Source organism: Paenibacillus sp. J22R67 (assembly GCF_059692175.1).
On the sequence record NZ_JCAUAX010000013.1, the window covers coordinates 131796 to 150580 of the forward strand.

Consider the following 18785-nt stretch of genomic DNA (forward strand, 5'->3'; position numbering starts at 1 on the left):
ATTTGGCCGCTATGCAGGTCTTCGCGGACAAATAAGGGCCTGTAGTTCCGCAAAGTCTGCGAAACAGGCTGATTTAGCCGAAATAGAGGACCACAGTTCTCCTGAGCTAGCCCAAAGCCGCACCCTAGCGCTGCGCTCTATCCCTACGCTAACCCTGAACCCAACGCACAGGGATCTCCACACGCTGCGGGTTGTACTGACCGCTGCACTGCTCAAGCAGCAAGCTTACGGCGGAAAGCGCCATCTGCTCCTCATCTTGCAGTACGTGCGAGATTCCCGGGATTTCCGGATCGTCGAAGGACACGAGTACAGTGTTTGGATTTAGTCCCTCCTCTTTAAGGAGGGCATGATGCGTAAGCTTCGCCATCTCGGCTGTCAAAGCAAAAACAGCTGTTAGGCTGGGATGCTGATGCAGAAATTTAACGACATAAGCTGAGGTGTCGCCGGTCCTGAGGATGTCGATGGGCACGTGGCACCATAAGCTTTTATCAATGGGAATATTGCTGTCAATATAAGCCTTTTCGAAGCCATGGGTACGGTCCTCAATGGTCGTATTCGTATTATCCGGGGAAATGAGTGCAATTTGCCGATGGCCTTCCTTAAGCAGATGATTAACGGTCTCATAAGCGCCGCCCCAATTATCGGATGTTATCCGGTACGTATCGATATTTCGCAAGTAACGGTCAATAAAGACAAAAGGATACTTATCTAAAGAGAGACGAAGCAGCGATTCGTTATAACTTTCATCTTCCGTAGGGAAAACAATGATGCCGCGGACGCCTTGCGTGCTGGTAAGCTGTTGGACGGCCCGTGATTCTTCATGGGAAGATTCCCGGGTAATATGCAGGACAAGCTGATAGCCAGCTTCCTTGACATAATACTCGACATAATCGACCAGTCGTTGGATGACCTTTGTTTTCATCGTAGGGATGATCAGACCTATGTAATTGTAATTATGATTGTGCAAAGCTGGCGCTACAGGGATCGATCGGCTCGTAGTTTCCACAGTCACGGAAGCGGGATCTGACGATACAAAGGTTCCTTTCCCTTGAATACGGGTGACGAGCCCTTCGTCTACCAGGACGGCCAAGGCGTTTTTCACCGTAATTTTACTGACCATAAATTCATCCATGAATTCCTGCTCGGAGGGCACACGGTCTTTGGGACGAAGCTCGCCTGAAATAATCTGGTCTTTGATGGATTGGTAAATTTGTTTATAGAGAGGAACTTTGTTCATGCGAGCATCACCTGATTCTTCATAATCTAGCTAGCTTCATTGTACTTAGTAAATCAATAAAATGGAATATGTTTAATATAATAAATATGATTTTATACTAAATTGGTTATATAAATATGGGATTTTATGTACTATAATTCGATATGTAAAGCGCTTACACGTCGTTAATTCCAATCTAGGGGGAATCATTGTTATGAAAAGGAAGCTACAAGTAACTTCAGCTGCGGTCCTGGCATCGATGCTTTTACTATCTGCTTGCACATCAAGCCCGAGCACAACGCAAAATGATAGCGCAACCAAGCCTGGCGAGCCGGTCAAGCTGAGCTTCTGGACGTTTAATGAACTGCATCAGAAATTTTTTGAAAGCATGGCAGAGTCCTGGAATAAAGCACATCCGGATCAGTCGATTAAACTAGAAGCAACAACGTTCCCTTATGATGATAACCACAATAAACTGCTGGTGGCGCTGCAATCCGGTACAGGTGCCCCCGATATGGCTGACATTGAAATCAGCAAAATTGGTAATTTTCTGAAAGGTGATGTCCAGCTGACGCCTCTAAACGATATTGTTGAGCCAGAGAAAGCGAATCTGGTCATGTCTCGACTCGATAATTATGCCAAGGAAGGCAAGTATTACGGCATTGACTACCACGTAGGCGCTCAAGTTATCTACTATAACAAGGAAATTCTCGATAAAGCAGGCGTGAATGCGGACAATATCAAGACTTGGGACGATTATGAAAATGCAGGCAAACAAGTTCTCGAAAAGACCGGGAAGCCAATGACGACCGTCGAAACGCAGGATCAGTGGAGCTTCTGGCCACTCGTTGTTCAACACGGTTCAGATTTTCTAGACAAAAGCGGTAATGTAACGCTGGGAGATCAAGCGAATAATGATGTGTTATCTTACCTTCAAAAGCTGGTAAAAGAGAAAGTAGCGATTGTGGCTCCAGGCGGCTTTCATCATGCGGAAGAATATTATGGTTTCATGAATAAAGGCGGCGCAGCTTCTGTCTGGATGCCGATGTGGTATATGGGCCGGTTTACGGACTATATGCCTGATCTCAAAGGCAAAATTATCATTAAACCGATGCCGGTATTTAAACAAGGCGAGATGCGCTCTTCAGGAATGGGTGGTACGGGTACGGTCATTACGAAACAATCGAAAAATCAAGATGTTGCGAAGAAATTCCTGTCCTATGCCAAATTGTCCAAAGAGGGGAACATCCAGATCTGGTCGCAGCTCGGATTTGATCCGATTCGTACGGATGTTTGGAATGACCCGGCGCTGAAAGCGGACAATAAATTCACTTCGTATTTTGGTAAAAATCTATGGGACGTTCTCATTTCTGTAAAAGGTGAAATCGCGCCTACGAATATTAAAGAGAAAACGCCGGCCGTGTCTGATTACCTCAAGACAAAGACGATATTCCAAGCGTTGAATGAATTGAAAGATCCGAAACAAGTACTGGACGATGCCGTGAAAAATATCAAGTAGTTCGAACGCCTCGCGTTCCGTTGCTGGCTTTGCCTTCGCTATGTTACACGGCTTAGGTGAAGCTCGGCAGCGCTTCTAGAGAGGAGTAGCGATAGCCAATATGAGTAAATTTCTGTATTCCTCCCGGGTGGCTCCTTATGTGTTTGTTTTGCCATTTGTCTTGTCCTTTCTTATTTTCTTTGCCTATCCGGTCGTGAACACGATTGTCATGAGCTTCCAGGAGGTTCTCCCGGGTCAAACGCACTTCATTGGGCTGGCAAATTACAAAAATTTATGGAGCGAGTCTTTTTTCACAGCATTGAAAAATAGCAGCAGGTATACGTTTTGGACCATTCTGGTGTTAATTCCAATGCCGCTTGTGCTGGCTGTATTCCTGAATGCTAAGCTCACCAAGGCGAGCGCTTTTTTTCGTTCGGCTTTGTTTATTCCGTCACTCACTTCGGTCGTTGTGGCGGGTACGATATTCCGGCTTGTTTTCGGTAGTTTGGACGAGTCTGTGATGAACGGTTTCCGTCATTTGCTGGGCATGCCGAGTATTAACTGGCTCGCTAACTCAGCGACGGGTATGCTTGTCATGGTCATACTAGCGACTTGGCGTTTTACTGGCGTAAATATCATTTATTTCTTGTCAGCGCTGCAAAGTATACCGCATGAATTATACGAGTCGGCGGAGATTGACGGCGCGAACAAATGGGACCGCTTCTGGCGCATTACGCTGCCTTTATTGAAGCCGGTTGCGATTTATGTCATTACGATTTCCATCTACGGCGGCTATTCCATGTTTACCGAGAGCTTCATTCTGTGGAATGGCAATCGGTCCCCGAATGACATTGGTTTGACGATGATTGGCCTGCTCTACCGGGAAGGCATCGAGCGCAATAATTTGGGCTTTGGTTCCGCAATTGGTATTACATTGTTAGCGATTACGATGGTGCTGAATGTCATTCAGTTAAAATTTTTCGGCTTATTTAAAAAGGAGGACTAGGACATGCAAATTGAAAGAAACAAACTCCTTCAATCCTCCCTATTGATCTTGCTGTTTGCCGTGCTTGCGATTCTTGCTCTGTTCCCGTTCTACAGTCTTGCGTTGGCCTCGTTAAAACCATCCAAAGAGATGCTGCGCTATGGGCTTAATGTGAAGCTGCAGCCGGAGCTGTTATCTTTTCATAATTATTCGTTCCTGTTTTCTGCCTCCGCCAAAAAGTATTTAATATGGTACAAGAACAGTGTGCTGATCTCGATTGTTTATACGATATTTTGTTTGCTTTTATCGTCTATGGTGGGTTACGGGCTGGCGATGTACCGTTTTGTCGGGAGAAATATCATTTTCCTCTTCGTGCTTCTCGTAATGATGGTGCCTGTGGAAATTATCATGCTCCCGCTTTATAAGCAGATGATCAGCTTCCGCTTAATTGATACGTATGCCGGGGTTATCCTGCCTTTTGTCGTAGCACCGCTGCCGATCTTCTTCTTCCGGCAATATGCGGCCGGGTTGCCTAAGGATTTCCTTGATGCGGGGAGAATTGACGGCTGTTCGGAATACGGGATCTTTTTCAAAATTATGATGCCTTTGATGGCTCCGGCTTTCGGGGCTATGGCTATCCTGCAGGCTCTTGCGAGCTGGAACAGCTTTGTCTGGCCGCTAATTGTGCTCAAAACGGGTGAGAAGCTGACGCTGCCCATCGGTCTATCCAGTCTAGTCACGCCTTATGGCAACAACTACGATATTCTGATTGCTGGATCCGTGCTGGCGATTGTACCAATTCTCATTGTCTTCATCTTCTTCCAACGTTTCTTCGTGTCGGGACTTACAGTTGGCGGTGTGAAAGGCTGACAGACAGACAGACAGACAGACAGACAGACAGACAGACAGACAGACAGACAGACAGACAGATAAACAGATAAACAGACAGATAAACAGACAGATAAACAGACAACAGATAAACAGACAAACAGAGAGAGTATTAAAGGAGACTAACCTATGAAAAACTTGGAAACCAACGTGATTAAACCTCTTTTGGAGCAGCGTGCTGATCCATGGATATACAAGCATACGGATGGATTTTATTATTTTACAGCGTCGGTACCTGAGTATGATCGCATTGAAGTGCGTCGCTCTGCGACGATTGAAGGTTTGAGTGAGGCGAACCCAGTCGTAGCCTGGAGGAAATATAGCGAAGGCCCGCTGAGTGCCAATATTTGGGCGCCGGAGATCCATTATGTAGCGGATAAATGGTATATCTATTTTGCTGCGGCTAGAACGACAGAAACGAATGAGGGCCTCTTTGACCACCGAATGTTTGTTCTTGAAAATGATGCGGCAAATCCTCTGGAAGGGGAGTGGGTGGAGAAGGGGCAGCTGCGCACCGAGTGGGAGAGTTTTGCGCTAGACGCTACCTCCTTCGAGCATCGTGGCATCCGGTATTTGGTCTGGGCACAGAAAGACCCTGAAATTGTCGGGAATTCGAACCTTTACATCTCGGAAATGAGCAGTCCGTGGACGCTCCAAGGTAAGCAGGTCATGATAACAACGCCGCAGTATGATTGGGAAATCATCGGCTTCAAGGTTAATGAGGGTGCGGCGGTATTGAAGGCTAATGGACGCATCTTCCTCTCTTTTTCCGCAAGTGCGACTGACTATAATTACTGCATGGGGCTGTTAACGGCAGATGAAGACGCGGATTTGTTGGACCCGCAGTCGTGGTCGAAATCAAAGTCGCCGGTTCTCTCAACCGATGAGAACATTGCTCTTTATGGGCCAGGACACAACAGCTTCACGGTGTCGGAGGATGGTTCACAGGATATTCTCGTGTTCCACGCGAGGAATTATAAAGAGATTGAGGGCGATCCGCTTTACGATCCCAATCGTCATACGTTTGTTCGCGTGCTGAAGTGGCACGAGGACGGCACGCCGGACTTTGTAGGTTCCGTGCTTAGTGACTAATAAGCTGACAAAGGCTGTTCCGCAAGGTCTGAAAAGGCCGGGGGACGGCCTTTTTTTGTTTCCTTGGAGCGTCGCCTCTATTTTGCAACCGTTCCGCCACCGTTCCGACATGGAAGTCGATTATCACAATATGATAAGCTTAGAGTACTTAATAAAGGAGGCGATTGCTGTGATACAAGTATTTCCTGCGCATACACGAAACAGTTCGGATTTGGGCTGGCTCAAGGGGTATAAGAGCTTTTCGTTTGGTGATTATTTTGATGAAAATAATACGGGTTTCGGGGTTATGCGCGTGTGCAATTATGATGAAATTGCTGCAGGTCGCGGTTTTGGGCCGCATCCGCACAGCGATATGGAAATTGTCAGCGTCGTTCTCAGCGGAGCTATTAAGCACGAGGATAGTTTAGGGAATGTGGCAGTAACGGCGGCAGGTGGCGTTCAGCGCATGTCAGCGGGCAGCGGCGTGATTCATGCCGAGTACAATGCTTCGGATTCAGAGCCGCTCAGCCTGTTCCAACTCTGGTTTATGCCTGCGAAACGGGGCATGGAGCCGTCCTTCGAGAATGTGACCTATGTACCAGAGGCAATGACGAATGCTTTGCTGCCGGTTGTAACGCCTGAAGGTGGCGAGCACCAAGCTAGAATCTACCAGGATATGAGCGTCTATCTCAGCAAACTGGAAGCGGGCAAAGAGCTGGTCTTCAATCAGGGCGAGAATCGGCGTATTTTTCTTATGGTCATAAGCGGGAAGTTAGAGGCCAATAAGGTTCAGTTGGAAACCATGGACAGTGCGCGCATGGAGGCGGAATCAACGCTTGCGCTTCGTGCTGCGGAAGATGCCCATTTCATGTTAATCGATCTGCCATAACAAGGAGGCTGCGGAGATGAAGGAACAATTTTTGGTGAAGCATGCGGTAGGCGGTCGGGCATTTATCGATACAGGTAAGCAGCCTGTTGATTATACGTATAAGCAGGTAGAAGACCAATGGGTTTTCAACGTGAAGATTGATAGGGAGCGTATTGCTGAGCTTTTAAAATGGAAAGATGAACTTAATGTTTTTATTTTTCAAGAGTTTGAGAATCAACCGACACGGAAAGTATGGTTCTATGTTGGCGATGACGCCGTCCATTATTCAGAGGAGCAGGGCGAGTTAACCATTATCGCTGGCTCTCAAATAGCCTATGTACCTGAACAATTTAGCGCACAATTGTAAGAGATAAGGAGCCCTGGCGGGAGGAAAGCCACTGGGAGCTTCTAGGAATCGGAGTGGAGTTACACCTATGAAAGAAGTGCAGGATCAACTGTTAGACAAGGCCGTTCCTTTTATTAGAGAATGTTATCGTGAATTAGGCAAAAGCGAGAGCGAAACCGAAGCTCGCATTGCCGAGATTACCCGTTCCATCGGGTACAAGGGTTCCTATGAGCACACGCTGCAAGAACTGGAGCATGGGGCCAAAATGGCTTGGCGCAACAGCAATCGCTGTATTGGGCGATTGTTCTGGGAGTCGCTGACCGTGCAGGATGCTCGTCATGTAGAAACGGAAGATGAGATGGCGAAAGCCCTCTTTCGGCATATTGAGACGGCGACGAATAACGGGAAGATTCGCCCGATGATTACGGTATTTTCGCCTGAGCAGGGGGCAGCTCCGGGGGCTTTTATCCATAATGCACAGCTGATTCGATATGCAGGCTATGAGACGGAGGACGGCATCGTAGGCGATCCGGCTTCCTTGCAAATCACGGCCATGTGCCAATCTCTCGGATGGCAAGGGGCGGGGACGTCCTTCGATGTCCTGCCGCTGGTCCTTCAGATGGGGAATAACACGCCGAAGTTCTATGAAATTCCGAGCGGACTGGTCAAAGAAGTGGCTATCACGCATCCGGATATCGCGGCAATGGCGGATTTGCAGCTCAAATGGTACGCGGTGCCGATCGTATCTAACATGTATCTTGAGATTGGGGGCATCCATTACTCGGCGGCCCCTTTCAACGGTTGGTACATGGGTACAGAGATCGGAGCTCGTAACTTCGCTGACGAAGCGCGATATAACATGCTGCCGCGTGTAGCTGCTGTGATGGGGTTAGATACTCGGCGCGATGCTTCCCTCTGGAAGGATCGGGCGCTTGTGGAGTTGAATGTGGCTGTGCTGCATTCTTTTCAGCAGCAAGGCGTAGCCATTGTTGATCATCATACCGCAGCGAGGCAGTTCAAGCGGTTCGAGGAGAAAGAGGAGAAGGCCAGCCGTGAGGTCACGGGCGACTGGACATGGCTGATCCCGCCGCTTTCTCCGGCGACGACGCATATTTTTCATCAGCATTATAGCAATGAAGTGAAGCTGCCTAACTTTTTGTATCGGGATGAAGCGTAGGGGGAACATGGCAGGCGCCTTTGGCGGCCTGCTTTTTTGTTGCTGGGTGAGGGGGAGATTCGCGCCAAGTAACCATTCTACTTTAGCTGCCCGTACTGCTCCTAGTAACTAATCTGCTCCAAATGTCCGCACCGCACCAAGTAACTATTCTGGTCCAAATGCCGCACTGCTCCAAGTAACTAATCTGGTCCATGTCCGCACTGCTTCAAGTAACTAATCTACTCTAAATGCCCGCACCGCACCAAGTAACTATTCTGGTCTAAATGTCCGCACTGCTCCAAGTAACTAATCTGCTCCAACTGCCCGCAGTACTCCAAGTAACTAATCTGCTCCAACTGCCTGCACTGCACCAAGTAACTAATCTGCTCCAAATGCCCGTAGTACTCCAAGTAACTAATCTGCTCCAAATGTCCGCGCCGCACCAAGTAACTAATCTGCTCCAAATGCCCGCAGTACTCCAAGTAACTAATTTGCTCCAAATATCCGCACTGCTTCAAGTAACTAATCTGCTCCAACTGCCTGCACCGCACCAAGTAACCACTCCGCGCCAACTGCCCGCACCGCACCAAGTAACTATTCTGCCTCACCTCCCAAATCTACGTTGCACTTTTTACAACATAAGAACGGATTACACCCTGCAATCCTGCGCTTCCTTGTACAAAGTGCAATCATTTTGGATGAAATGGCATTAAACAAGCTGGATTTAGCCATTATTGTTGTACAAAGTGCAATATAGAGGAGGAACGAGTTGATATGCGACCAAATTGTTGTACAAAGTACAATATAGGTAAGCCTAGAAGCGTATTACATCCAGTACCGTTAGGCTTGCTGCCTTTACGGCTTTTATTAATTTGTTTGGTGTGAGAGGTGCGATAGTAGCGAGCGAGTATGCATACCAGCCGCTTACGGACAGAGCGACCCTTATTGAGTGAAAAAGAGGTGAAATCAAATTGTAACGGACACCAAAGCAGCTATTCACATTGCTCACGTGCATTTTGCTCCAATTATCCACGAATAACGACACTGGTGTCCGTTAGTTTGGATAATGGATGAATTTAGCCGAAATAACGTCCGTAGGGTCCGTTAAATTTTTCACTCGCCCTTCGCTTTCACTCAACGCCGTCGCTCAGCCGTCACTGTCCACCCTCACCGCTACCTACCTCCTGCATCCTTCACCCTCCGTTTTGTATATACTTTTTTCACACGTCTGTAGTATGATTTGGCAAGAAACATGTGCACGAATCCAGATGGAAAAGGGGAACCCCACTTGTGGCAGAAGGTGGCTAATTGGAACACACTGCGTAATCAAATGCTGGCCGGCTTCGTTTTTGTAATGATCATCGTGCTCATTTGCGCCGGCGCCATTACGTTCAACTCGGTATCCACCCTCCTGAACACGAAAGCGGAAACGCAGATGAAGCAAATCGCCTCGCAAGCGAACGGCAGGCTCGAAGCGATCATTTCGCAAATTGACATGCTAACGCTGCAGGCCGTCAATGACGCCTATCTACAGCAGCTATTTCTTTCAAATGTGCTAGGCAAAGAGGTGACCTTTAGCGAGCGGCAGGCGTTGTTGAAAATCGCCAATCACATACAAGCGTATAGCGGTGTAAGCAACGTGGAGCTGTACACGACTGGATTTGTACGTTTGTTCCCGCTGGATGATCAGAAGATGTCCGATCGGGTGGACAACTATTGGATCGAGCAGGCGGACAAGGAAAAAGGAAAGTTAGTCTGGATCGGGAATGATCCGAAGGAACCCGGTACGGTTCTTGCGATTCGACGGATCAATTTAATTGACCGTTGGTTTTCGAACGGCGGGTATTTGCTTGTCCGTATCAACAGCAGCTATTTTGATTTTCAGAAACAGTTAGCAGATACAGGCAACCACCAGGAATTGCTGGTGCTGGCAGACAGCTCAGGTAGACCTATCATACCGGATGGTGAGGTACCCGTTGGTGAAGTCACGGATGGTGTAGGCGAGTTAATGCAGACCTCCTCTCAGACGGTAACGATCAAACAGAAACGCTACATTCTGGTGAAGCAGCCATCGGAACAAACCGGATGGACACTTATGATTTTGTATCCAGTCAGCGATATTACCGATGGGATCTCCGTGCTGCGTTGGGCGATTATCGTATCCGGGGCGATTGGACTGGTGTTGTTCATTATTCTCTCGTTCTTGCTCTCCATGATGATTACGCGGCCAATTCTAAGGCTTATGCGAGCTATGAGAAATACGAGGCAGGGCGTGCTCACGCCTAATCTTACGAAAACGTATACAACAGAGTTGAACGATTTGAATGTGACCTACAATCAGATGGTGGACAACATCAACGGACTCATTAAACTCGTGTATGAGAAAGAAGTGATCCAAAGCCGAACGGAACTGCAAGCGCTTCAAGCGCAGATTGATCCACATTTTTTATATAATACGCTGGAAGCTCTGTACTGGTCTTTGCAGGATAAAGATGAGGAGGAGCTGGCGGATCTCGTTGTCGCGATGTCGGACTTGTTCCGCTACGTGATTGGCAGTCCCAATAAGGATGAATGGGTGTCGATGGGAGAAGAATTGGAGCACATTAAGCGGTATTTGAGCATTATGAGTGTGAGGTTCGGTTCCCGTCTGGTTTGGGAAATTAACATCGATGATGCGTACAATCATGTCCTCATTCCCAAACTGCTGATTCAGCCTTTGGTGGAAAATGCGATCCTGCATGGCTTGGAAGGAAAAACAGATCCTGGTCTCATCACAATCCGTGTAGAGCCTTCGCCACTGGAAGCTGCGGAGCTGCGCATCACGGTCAGCGATGATGGACCGGGGATGAGCGAGCAGACGCTCCAAGCCGTCAAGGATGCGATGGAACGCGGGGGCGCACCTTCGGGCAAAGGAAAGGGCATGGCGATTTCCAATGTCCAGCGCCGCATTCAATTGTATTATCCAGCCTTGGCAGAGGGCAGCAGAGGCTTATCCATCCACAGTATTCCGCGTCAGGGGACAAGCGTCAGCTTCGATATTCCGATTCATAAGGAGGATAACGATGATTTCACCGAGCAAAACAATTCTGATCGTCGACGATGAGCCGCTGACCAGGGAAGGCATCCGCAAAACGCTCGAAGCCTGGTCGATCGGCCGCTATCACATCATAAGCAGCAGCAATGGAACGGAAGCGCTGGAAGTATTGAACACCCGCCCGGTGCATCTGCTTATCACCGATATTCGCATGCCGGAGATCAGCGGACTGCAAGTCGTAGAGGACTCGCGCAGTACAGGGCATAAACCTGTCGTTATCGTCATCTCGGGACATCCGGATTTCCAATATGCTCAAACAGCCATTCAGCTAGGCGTCGTTAACTATTTGCTGAAGCCGATTAAAAAGAGTAAGCTCCTTGAAGCCGTTGAGCAGGCGCTGCAGATTGAAGAGGAGCGCGGGCGCGTGGAAACGATGGAGAAAATGGTTGATTCCCGGCTCATGCAAGCCAAAACCGTCTCCATGAACTACAGTCCTCCCGTTAGGCAAGCTGTGCTTTATGTAGAGGAGCATCTCCAGGAACCTCTAGGTATGAGCGAGGTGGCCGGGCATATCCATTTGAACCCGAGCTATTTTAGTGCTCTTTTTAAGGAACAGACAGGCTTCACTTTCAGTGAATATGTCACGAGGAGCCGGATTCAGAAAGCGAAGGAGCTTCTTTTGCAGACTAGGCTGACGATAGCGGACATTTCCGAGCAGATTGGGTACCAGACATCGAAATATTTCATCAAACTGTTCAAAGACTATGAAGGGATCAGCCCGAATCAATACCGCAAGCAGGCGAACGAGAACGAAGAGAAATTAGAAACCCAAAAATAGTGGTATATTTCCCGATAGCCGTTACTCCCTGTCGTCTCAATGAAAGCGCTACAATAAGACTCGTAGCAAACATAGTTTAAGGGGGAAACAACGCATGGCAAGAAAAACGCTTACATGGACGATGACGACGATGCTTAGTCTTGGTTTGGTACTATCCGGGTGCTCCAGTTCTACAACGGAGAGTGCCAGCACACCGCAGCCAGCCAAAGAAACAGCCAAGGCAGGCGGAGAAAGCGCGCAACCAGCTAAGAAAGTAACGATCAAAATGATGCACCTCTGGCCGACCGGTAACTCCGCAACGCAAAACAAAATTGTAAACGATATCATTAAAGAGTATCAAACAGCAAATCCCAATGTGACAATTGAACAAGAAGTGCTTGAGAATGAGCAATATAAAAATAAAATGAAGGTCCTGTCCACTTCCAACGCTTTGCCGGATGTAGGCTTCACATGGGCTGCAGGCTACATGGATCCTTATGTGAAAGGCGACATGTTCGCTCCACTTGACGATCTGCTGCAAGGAGATTTGAAGGATAAATTCGTTAACGGAACGACGAACGCCTATGCTTTTGGCGGTAAAACCTACGGGCTTCCCGTGGAACTGAACATCGTGCCCGTGTATTACAATAAAGCGATTTTCGCGAAATATAACCTGCAAGTGCCGAAAACCTACGATGAATTCAAAAATGTGGTCAAAACGCTAAGCACCAACGGGGTTGCCCCAATCGCGCTTGGTAACAAGGACCGCTGGACCGGGTCCCTGTGGTACATGTACCTAGCCGATCGTATTGGCGGACCGGAAACTTTGAAGAAAGCCATTGACCGCTCCGGTTCATTCAACGATCCTGGTTTGGTTCGCGCCGCTTCCGAAATTACGCAGCTGGTTGATATGAACGGGTTCAACAAAGGCTTCAACGGGCTTTCTAACGATGAGGGCAAAGCGGAATTCATGAACAGTAAAGCAGCTATGTATATGATGGGAACATGGGAGCTGCCGAATTACACAACGAACAAAGATGTTCCACAAGTCTTCAAGGATCAAATCGGCTTCTTTAAATTCCCGACCGTCGATGGCGGCAAAGGGAACTTGGACAGCTGGGTTGGCGGACCGGGCGTAGGTTTGTTCGTTGCGAACAACTCGAAAGTCAAAGAAGAATCCAAGAAATTCGTCAGCTTCTTCGTTCAGAAGTGGGGCGAGCACGCGATTTCCGAAGCGGGTGTTATCCCAGCGACGAAAGTTGATACTTCCAAAGTGAAGCTGCCGCAAATGTACATTGACTTATTAAATGAGCTGAATAAAGCCAGCAACATCACATTGTTCGCTGACGTACAGATGAAACCAGCTTCCGCTGAAGTTCATCTGAATATGATTCAAGCGTTGTTCGGCAAGGCCGTCTCGCCCGAAGAATTTGCGAAAAAGCATGAAGAAGCATTGGCCAAAGAAGGTAAGTAACCAAACTAAACGAGTGGGAAGGACATATCCCGACACCGCGGTATGTCCTTTTCCTATATCGGTAAGAAAGGGAAGTGTCAGCTATGGATAAAGTCATGTCCAATAAATCCATGATTGCCTTGTACGTCATTCCCTCGTTACTTCTGGTTGTGGCCCTTATCTACATGCCGATCGTCATGACGGGCTATTACGGATTAATGAAATGGGACGGCGTCGGTAAAATGAGCTTTATCGGCTTGCAAAATTACATGGAGCTGCTGCGTGATGAATTGTTCTGGAGCAGTGCCAAGCATTCTTTTCTACTTGCGATCTTTTCGGCGCTGAGCCTACTCGTCTACTTGTTGGTAGCGCTAGTACTATCGGCCAACCTTCGCGGAGCGAATCTGTTTCGCAAAGTATATTTAATTCCGATGCTGCTGTCCTCAGTTGCAATTGCCCAACTATGGTTGAAAATTTTCCACCCGACGAACGGAATGCTCAATCATATTCTCGCGTCGCTGGGGGTCGAACATACGCCTGAGTGGCTCTCCAATCCATCGATTGTTCTCTATGCCATTTTTATTCCAATCCTGTGGCAGTACGCGGGATTCTATATTCTGATTTACTATGCCGCTTTGAAAAATGTGCCTACCTCGCTGATTGAATCCGCGCGCATCGACGGCGCCAGCCCATGGCGAATTGCGCTATCCATTCGCATTCCTTTGATCGCCGAAGTCATGAAAGTGACCGTAGTCCTTGCGGTTGTCGGGTCGTTGAAATATTTTGACCTGATCTATGTTATGACAGGTGGCGGACCCAATGGTGCCAGTGAAGTTATGGCCTCATACATGTACCGCAAAGCGTTCAAAGGCTACGATTTCGGCTACGCCAGCGCTATTGGCTTTTTCCTATTGATCATCTGTCTCGTTGTGACATGGTTGATTCGCAAGGCGACAGCATCCAAAGATAATATCCAATATTCGTAACGAAAGGAGCTTGATTAGGGTGAATATCGAAACGATTGAGCGTCAAGCGCAGCCTCAGATGATACGGAGCAAGCTGCCGGAGCGGATTGGATATGGCGTGCTGTATGCTATTTTGACCATCGTCGCTGTAATCCAGGTCGTTCCTTTGTTGTGGCTTATGTTGTTTTCTTTAAAAAATAACGAAGAAATATTCAACCTGGCGCCAATGGCCTTTCCGGAAAGACTGCGTTGGGAAAATTATGAGAAGGTATGGACGCAGGGCCATATCAATAATTACTTTTTCAACAGCGTCTGGATGACAGTGGTCTCTGTGGCGGTTACCGTATTGTTGGCTAGCCTAGTTACGTTCGCATTAACGCGGATGAAGTGGAAGCTGCAATCGTTCGTGCTGGGTCTGTTCATGGTCGGATTGATGATCCCGGTGCACTCAACGTTGATCCCGCTGTTCAGTTTTTTCACAAAAACACATTTGACTAATCATCCGCTGTCCATCATCCTGTCGTACATCTCTTTCAATCTGCCGATTACGATTATGATCATGCTCGGATTCTATTACACGTTGCCTCGTGAAGTGGAAGAAGCGGCAGTTATGGACGGGTGCTCGGTGAATCGGATGTTCTTCAGCATCACGCTGCCGATGACGGTATCGGTGTTATCCACGGCTGTTATTATCAATATGATTTACAACTGGAACGAGTTTATTTTCGTTAATACCTTCATTAGTTCCGAGAAATACAAAACGCTAACGGTCGGGGTGCAAAATTTTATCGGTCAATATACGACGGACTGGGGAGCTATCGGCGCTACGTTGATGATCAGTATTTTACCGATACTGCTGGCTTTCCTGCTGCTTAGCAATCGTATCGTGGAAGGTATTGCTGCGGGTTCTGTAAAAGGGTAATAAAATCATAGAACAGTCACTTTTCGAACTCTCGTCTAGCGGGGGTTTATTTTTTTGTGAAAAAGTGGACTTAACTAGGTACGGACAGATGTGACACACTATGTTACAATAGGACAATGCAAAATTGACCTACGGATGGATCGACTGGATTCATAGGGTACTGTAACTAGACATTGAAAGAAGGATTGGACGATGAAAAAAGGGCTTTGGTACGCCATTATTGCCTATATCGCATGGGGCTTGCTGCCTGTTTATTGGCGGTCATTTGAGTCGCTGCTTGCTGGAGAAATCTTAGCACACCGCGTCATTTGGTCATTTGTATTTATGGCGCTGCTTCTATTCGTAGGGCGCGGCAAAATGAAGCAGCTTCGAGAGATGTTCACAAACCGCAAGACATTGCTCGTGGTCGCGGCCAGCTCGATCTTAATTTCATCCAACTGGCTGATCTTCATCTGGGCGGTCAACAACGGACATGTCATAGAGACGAGTATCGGATATTACATTACACCGCTGTTTAATGTTATGCTTGCCGTCCTGTTCTTGCGTGAGAAACCTAGCCGCAGTCAGTGGCTTGCTGTCGCTTTGGCGGGGGCCGGCGTTTTGGTCGCTACGATCGACTATGGCAGATTCCCGTGGGTATCCTTGTCGCTAGCGGCTTCGTTCGGGGTTTATAGCCTAGTGAAAAAGAAGGTTTCCTACGAAGCTTCTATTGGACTGGCTGGGGAAACGGCGATCGTTTTCCCTATCGCTGTCGCTTATGTCGTTTACTTGCATTTCACTCATCATGAAGCGGCTTGGTCGCTTCCGACAGCTTCGTTTGTCATGCTTTTATTGTCAGGCGCAGCAACAGCTTTGCCTTTGCTGTGGTTCGCCAAAGCAGCGGCTCGGCTTCCGTTATCGATGCTCGGCTTCATTCAATACATCGGCCCCTCCATTACGCTGCTGCTCAGCGTATTCGTATTTAAGGAGAAGTTTTCGCCTGTGCTGCTTATCAGCTTCTCCTTGATCTGGGCGGCTCTCATCGTCTACGCTTTGGCGTCGATGCGTGTGGCTCGGACGACGGCTGCTGCTTCTGCTGCGGAGGCGGGTTAACCCGGGCTTAAAGTGGCACGGGCCAAAGCCAAGACGCCGGAAAGGAACTACAGGGCGCTTTTTGAGCTGATTCAGCCCGACGCACGTTCCAAACGGAACTACAAGACGCTATTCACACTCAGATTGGCGTATTTTCACCAAAGTCGGCTGAATAGAGGATCATAGTTCCCACTAACCTGCCAAATGTCGTTTTTCGGCAAAATAGCGGATCACAGTTCCGCCTCACGTGTCAGTCAGCGAAGTATAAAGGGTTATCCGTCGTACAAGTCATAATTGACTTATACGACGGATAGCCTTTTTTTATTGCTCCGAGCTGTAATCTTCTTTGGAATTTAATTTTATTTTAATATTTAAAAATTGAAATAAAATTTCTTGATTTGGCGACTAGGAATCCGTTACGATAGGAGAAGATCATCTTGTATTTTTAAAAAAATATTCGTATGATATTAGTAATTTTAGCTCCGATAATATATGGCGAGTAGGGAAAAGCGATGGCAATTAACGATAACATTTTGATCAAAATTCGGGATATGAAAGAAAGTCTTACGCCTGTAGAGAAGCTGGTAGCGGAGTACATCTTAGAGAATTTAGAAGAGATTCCTCATTTATCGATTAAAAGTCTTGCTCAATTGACGAAAACTAGCGACGCATCGGTGCTGCGGTTCTGCAAAACGATGGGCTACAAAGGTTACCGTAATTTCATCGTCAGCATCTCTGCTTCAATTGGCTCTATGGATGATGAGCAGAAGGATCAGTATACCGATATTCAGCCTGGGGATGATCTTTCGATTATTATCTCTAATATTTCCCGTAACAATAGTAAATCGATTGAAGATACATTAAGTGTGATTGATAAAAATGAAATCGCCCGTGCGGTTAAAGTGCTGCGCGATAGCAGCCGCATTGTTTTCTTCGGAATTGGTGCATCCGGATTGGTCGGTATCGATGCGGAGCAGAAGTTTTCGCGGATTAACAAGATGTGTCATTCCTATACAGACGGACACAGCCAGCTCACGGCCGCAACACTTCTTGATAAATCAGATGTAGCCATCTTTATTTCAAACTCTGGCAGCACCATTGAAATTATAGAATCGCTGGACATTGTCAAAAAGAACGGGGCTTGCGTCATCGCGATTACGAAATATAACAAAAGCGAGTTAGCTGAAAAGGCGGACATCGTGCTGAGCATATCTACGCCTGAGGTTACAATTCGCAGTGGAGCGATGGGGTCACGCATTGCGATGCTAACGGTAATAGATATCCTTTTTGCTGGAGTAGCCAGCGCAGAGTACAAGAAAGTAAAGAAATATTTGTCAAAAACACATGATATTATTGCCATCAGCAAGCACCGCAAATGAATAAGAAAGACAACGGCTAAGCATGATAAAGCCGTTGTCTTTTTTTGTTGTGTTCCAAAATAAAAATTCAATTTTTTATTGTATAATAAAATAAAATTTCAAAAACTATTGACCATGATGAAATTTTTCGCTAGTATGAATTTAGAAACTTAAAGAAACAGGATAGGAGGATGAGACAATGGATGAGTATCTGTCGGGGTTGACTACGGAAGAGATCAATGAGAAAACACTGAATATCGACGAATGTACAACAGAACAAATGTTACGTTTGATGAATGAACAGGATGCGACAGTTCCAGCAGCCGTAGAAGCGGAGATTCCGCAGATTATGAAAGCGGTTGACATTTTGCATCATGTGCTGAAAAATGGTGGCAGAATGTTCTACGTAGGGGCCGGATCTTCTGGCAGACTCGGTGTGCTCGACGCTTCTGAATGTCCTCCTACTTTTGGTGTAGATGCCATGCTGGTGCAAGGTCATATCGCTGGTGGGGATGTGGCCCTAAGATTTGCGGTTGAAGGATTTGAGGATAACGCAGAGGAGGGGGTCGCACTTATTGAGCGTTGTGGAGTGACTGACAAGGATGCGGTTATTGGTATTACGGCTAGCGGAAGCGCACAATTCGTCATTGCTGCTTTGAGAAAAGCGCAGGAAATTGGGGCTTCGACAATCGGCGTAGTAAATAACAAGAACTCGAAATTAGCACCTGTCTGTGACGTATGCATCGCACCAGTCGTAGGGCCGGAAGTGATTATGGGATCCACCCGTTTGAAAGCGGGAACAGCACAGAAGCTGGTCCTAAATATGCTTACGACTTGTACGATGGTCAAATTAGGGAAGACTTATAACAACCTAATGGTTGACATGAAAGCAAGTAACATCAAGTTGCGTGATCGTTCCGTACGTATTATTCGAGCGGCATCAGGCGTTGACGAGGCGACTGCGATGGCTCATTTGGAAGCTGCTTCCATGAACTGTAAACTAGCCATTATGATGATCAAAACAGGCATGAATGCCGCGGATGCTGAACAAGCGCTGCAGCAAAGTGAAGGCAGTTTGAAAAGAGCCATACGTACCTTTGTTCAAGTTGTGTAAATAACTGAAATTATTAGGAGGTC

Annotated in this window: 17 protein-coding genes; 15 read left to right on the top strand and 2 right to left on the bottom strand. The window is 47.3% G+C overall.

The features are described from left to right. Positions 1-148: 148 nt before the first annotated feature. On the bottom strand, positions 149-1237 hold the full coding sequence (locus AC58VC_RS32680) for a GntR family transcriptional regulator (RefSeq protein ID WP_497375219.1): 1089 nt from the start codon (positions 1235-1237) through the stop codon (positions 149-151). 193 nt (positions 1238-1430) lie between these two features. Here AC58VC_RS32680 and AC58VC_RS32685 point away from each other — a divergent pair, with 193 nt between their 5' ends. From AC58VC_RS32685 to AC58VC_RS32715, 7 genes are all read left to right on the top strand, one after another. After that, the gene (locus tag AC58VC_RS32685) at positions 1431-2735 is read left to right on the top strand and encodes an ABC transporter substrate-binding protein (protein WP_497375221.1); all 1305 of its coding nucleotides are present in this window, start codon (positions 1431-1433) and stop codon (positions 2733-2735) included. A gap of 100 nt (positions 2736-2835) precedes the next feature. Further along, on the top strand, positions 2836-3720 hold the full coding sequence (locus AC58VC_RS32690) for a carbohydrate ABC transporter permease (protein ID WP_497375223.1): 885 nt from the start codon (positions 2836-2838) through the stop codon (positions 3718-3720). A 3-nt stretch (positions 3721-3723) separates the two neighbouring features. Next, a complete protein-coding gene (locus tag AC58VC_RS32695) occupies positions 3724-4569 on the top strand; it encodes a carbohydrate ABC transporter permease (RefSeq protein WP_497375225.1) in 846 nt (281 codons plus the stop codon). A 147-nt stretch (positions 4570-4716) separates the two neighbouring features. Then, entirely contained in the window at positions 4717-5679 is a 963-nt protein-coding gene (locus AC58VC_RS32700) for a glycoside hydrolase family 43 protein (protein WP_497375227.1), read from the top strand. A gap of 169 nt (positions 5680-5848) precedes the next feature. Next, entirely contained in the window at positions 5849-6547 is a 699-nt protein-coding gene (locus AC58VC_RS32705) for a pirin family protein (RefSeq protein ID WP_497375229.1), read from the top strand. A 16-nt stretch (positions 6548-6563) separates the two neighbouring features. Then, complete coding sequence (locus tag AC58VC_RS32710; RefSeq protein WP_497375231.1) at positions 6564-6893, top strand: hypothetical protein; 330 nt, start codon at positions 6564-6566, stop codon at positions 6891-6893. A gap of 67 nt (positions 6894-6960) precedes the next feature. Next, positions 6961-8049 (top strand): nitric oxide synthase oxygenase, encoded by a 1089-nt coding sequence (locus AC58VC_RS32715; RefSeq protein WP_497375233.1) that lies wholly within the window; start codon positions 6961-6963, stop codon positions 8047-8049. A gap of 218 nt (positions 8050-8267) precedes the next feature. Here the strand turns inward: AC58VC_RS32715 and AC58VC_RS32720 are convergent, their stop codons facing one another. Beyond that, a complete protein-coding gene (locus AC58VC_RS32720; RefSeq protein WP_497375235.1) occupies positions 8268-8636 on the bottom strand; it encodes a hypothetical protein in 369 nt (122 codons plus the stop codon). A gap of 680 nt (positions 8637-9316) precedes the next feature. Between AC58VC_RS32720 and AC58VC_RS32725 the strand changes: the two genes are divergently transcribed. The 8 genes from AC58VC_RS32725 (at position 9317) to murQ (ending at position 18762) form a co-directional block, all read left to right on the top strand. After that, on the top strand, positions 9317-11131 hold the full coding sequence (locus AC58VC_RS32725) for a sensor histidine kinase (RefSeq protein ID WP_497375237.1): 1815 nt from the start codon (positions 9317-9319) through the stop codon (positions 11129-11131). Further along, positions 11091-11900 (top strand): response regulator, encoded by an 810-nt coding sequence (locus tag AC58VC_RS32730; RefSeq protein ID WP_497375239.1) that lies wholly within the window; start codon positions 11091-11093, stop codon positions 11898-11900. The genes AC58VC_RS32725 and AC58VC_RS32730 overlap by 41 nt, the downstream gene beginning before the upstream one ends. Positions 11901-11994: 94 nt before the next feature. Next, entirely contained in the window at positions 11995-13353 is a 1359-nt protein-coding gene (locus AC58VC_RS32735) for an extracellular solute-binding protein (RefSeq protein WP_497375241.1), read from the top strand. A gap of 83 nt (positions 13354-13436) precedes the next feature. After that, the gene (locus AC58VC_RS32740) at positions 13437-14318 is read left to right on the top strand and encodes a carbohydrate ABC transporter permease (protein ID WP_497375243.1); all 882 of its coding nucleotides are present in this window, start codon (positions 13437-13439) and stop codon (positions 14316-14318) included. Between the two features lie 58 nt (positions 14319-14376). Then, the gene (locus tag AC58VC_RS32745) at positions 14377-15219 is read left to right on the top strand and encodes a carbohydrate ABC transporter permease (protein ID WP_497375299.1); all 843 of its coding nucleotides are present in this window, start codon (positions 14377-14379) and stop codon (positions 15217-15219) included. A 192-nt stretch (positions 15220-15411) separates the two neighbouring features. Further along, positions 15412-16311, top strand: coding sequence for an EamA family transporter RarD (gene rarD / locus AC58VC_RS32750; RefSeq protein ID WP_497375245.1), 900 nt, complete (start codon positions 15412-15414; stop codon positions 16309-16311). A 491-nt stretch (positions 16312-16802) separates the two neighbouring features. Beyond that, positions 16803-17669 carry a MurR/RpiR family transcriptional regulator gene (locus AC58VC_RS32755; RefSeq protein ID WP_497375247.1) on the top strand — a complete coding sequence of 289 codons (867 nt, stop codon included), beginning with the start codon at positions 16803-16805 and terminating at the stop codon, positions 17667-17669. A gap of 178 nt (positions 17670-17847) precedes the next feature. After that, entirely contained in the window at positions 17848-18762 is a 915-nt protein-coding gene (gene murQ / locus AC58VC_RS32760) for an N-acetylmuramic acid 6-phosphate etherase (protein WP_497375249.1), read from the top strand. Positions 18763-18785: the final 23 nt, after the last annotated feature.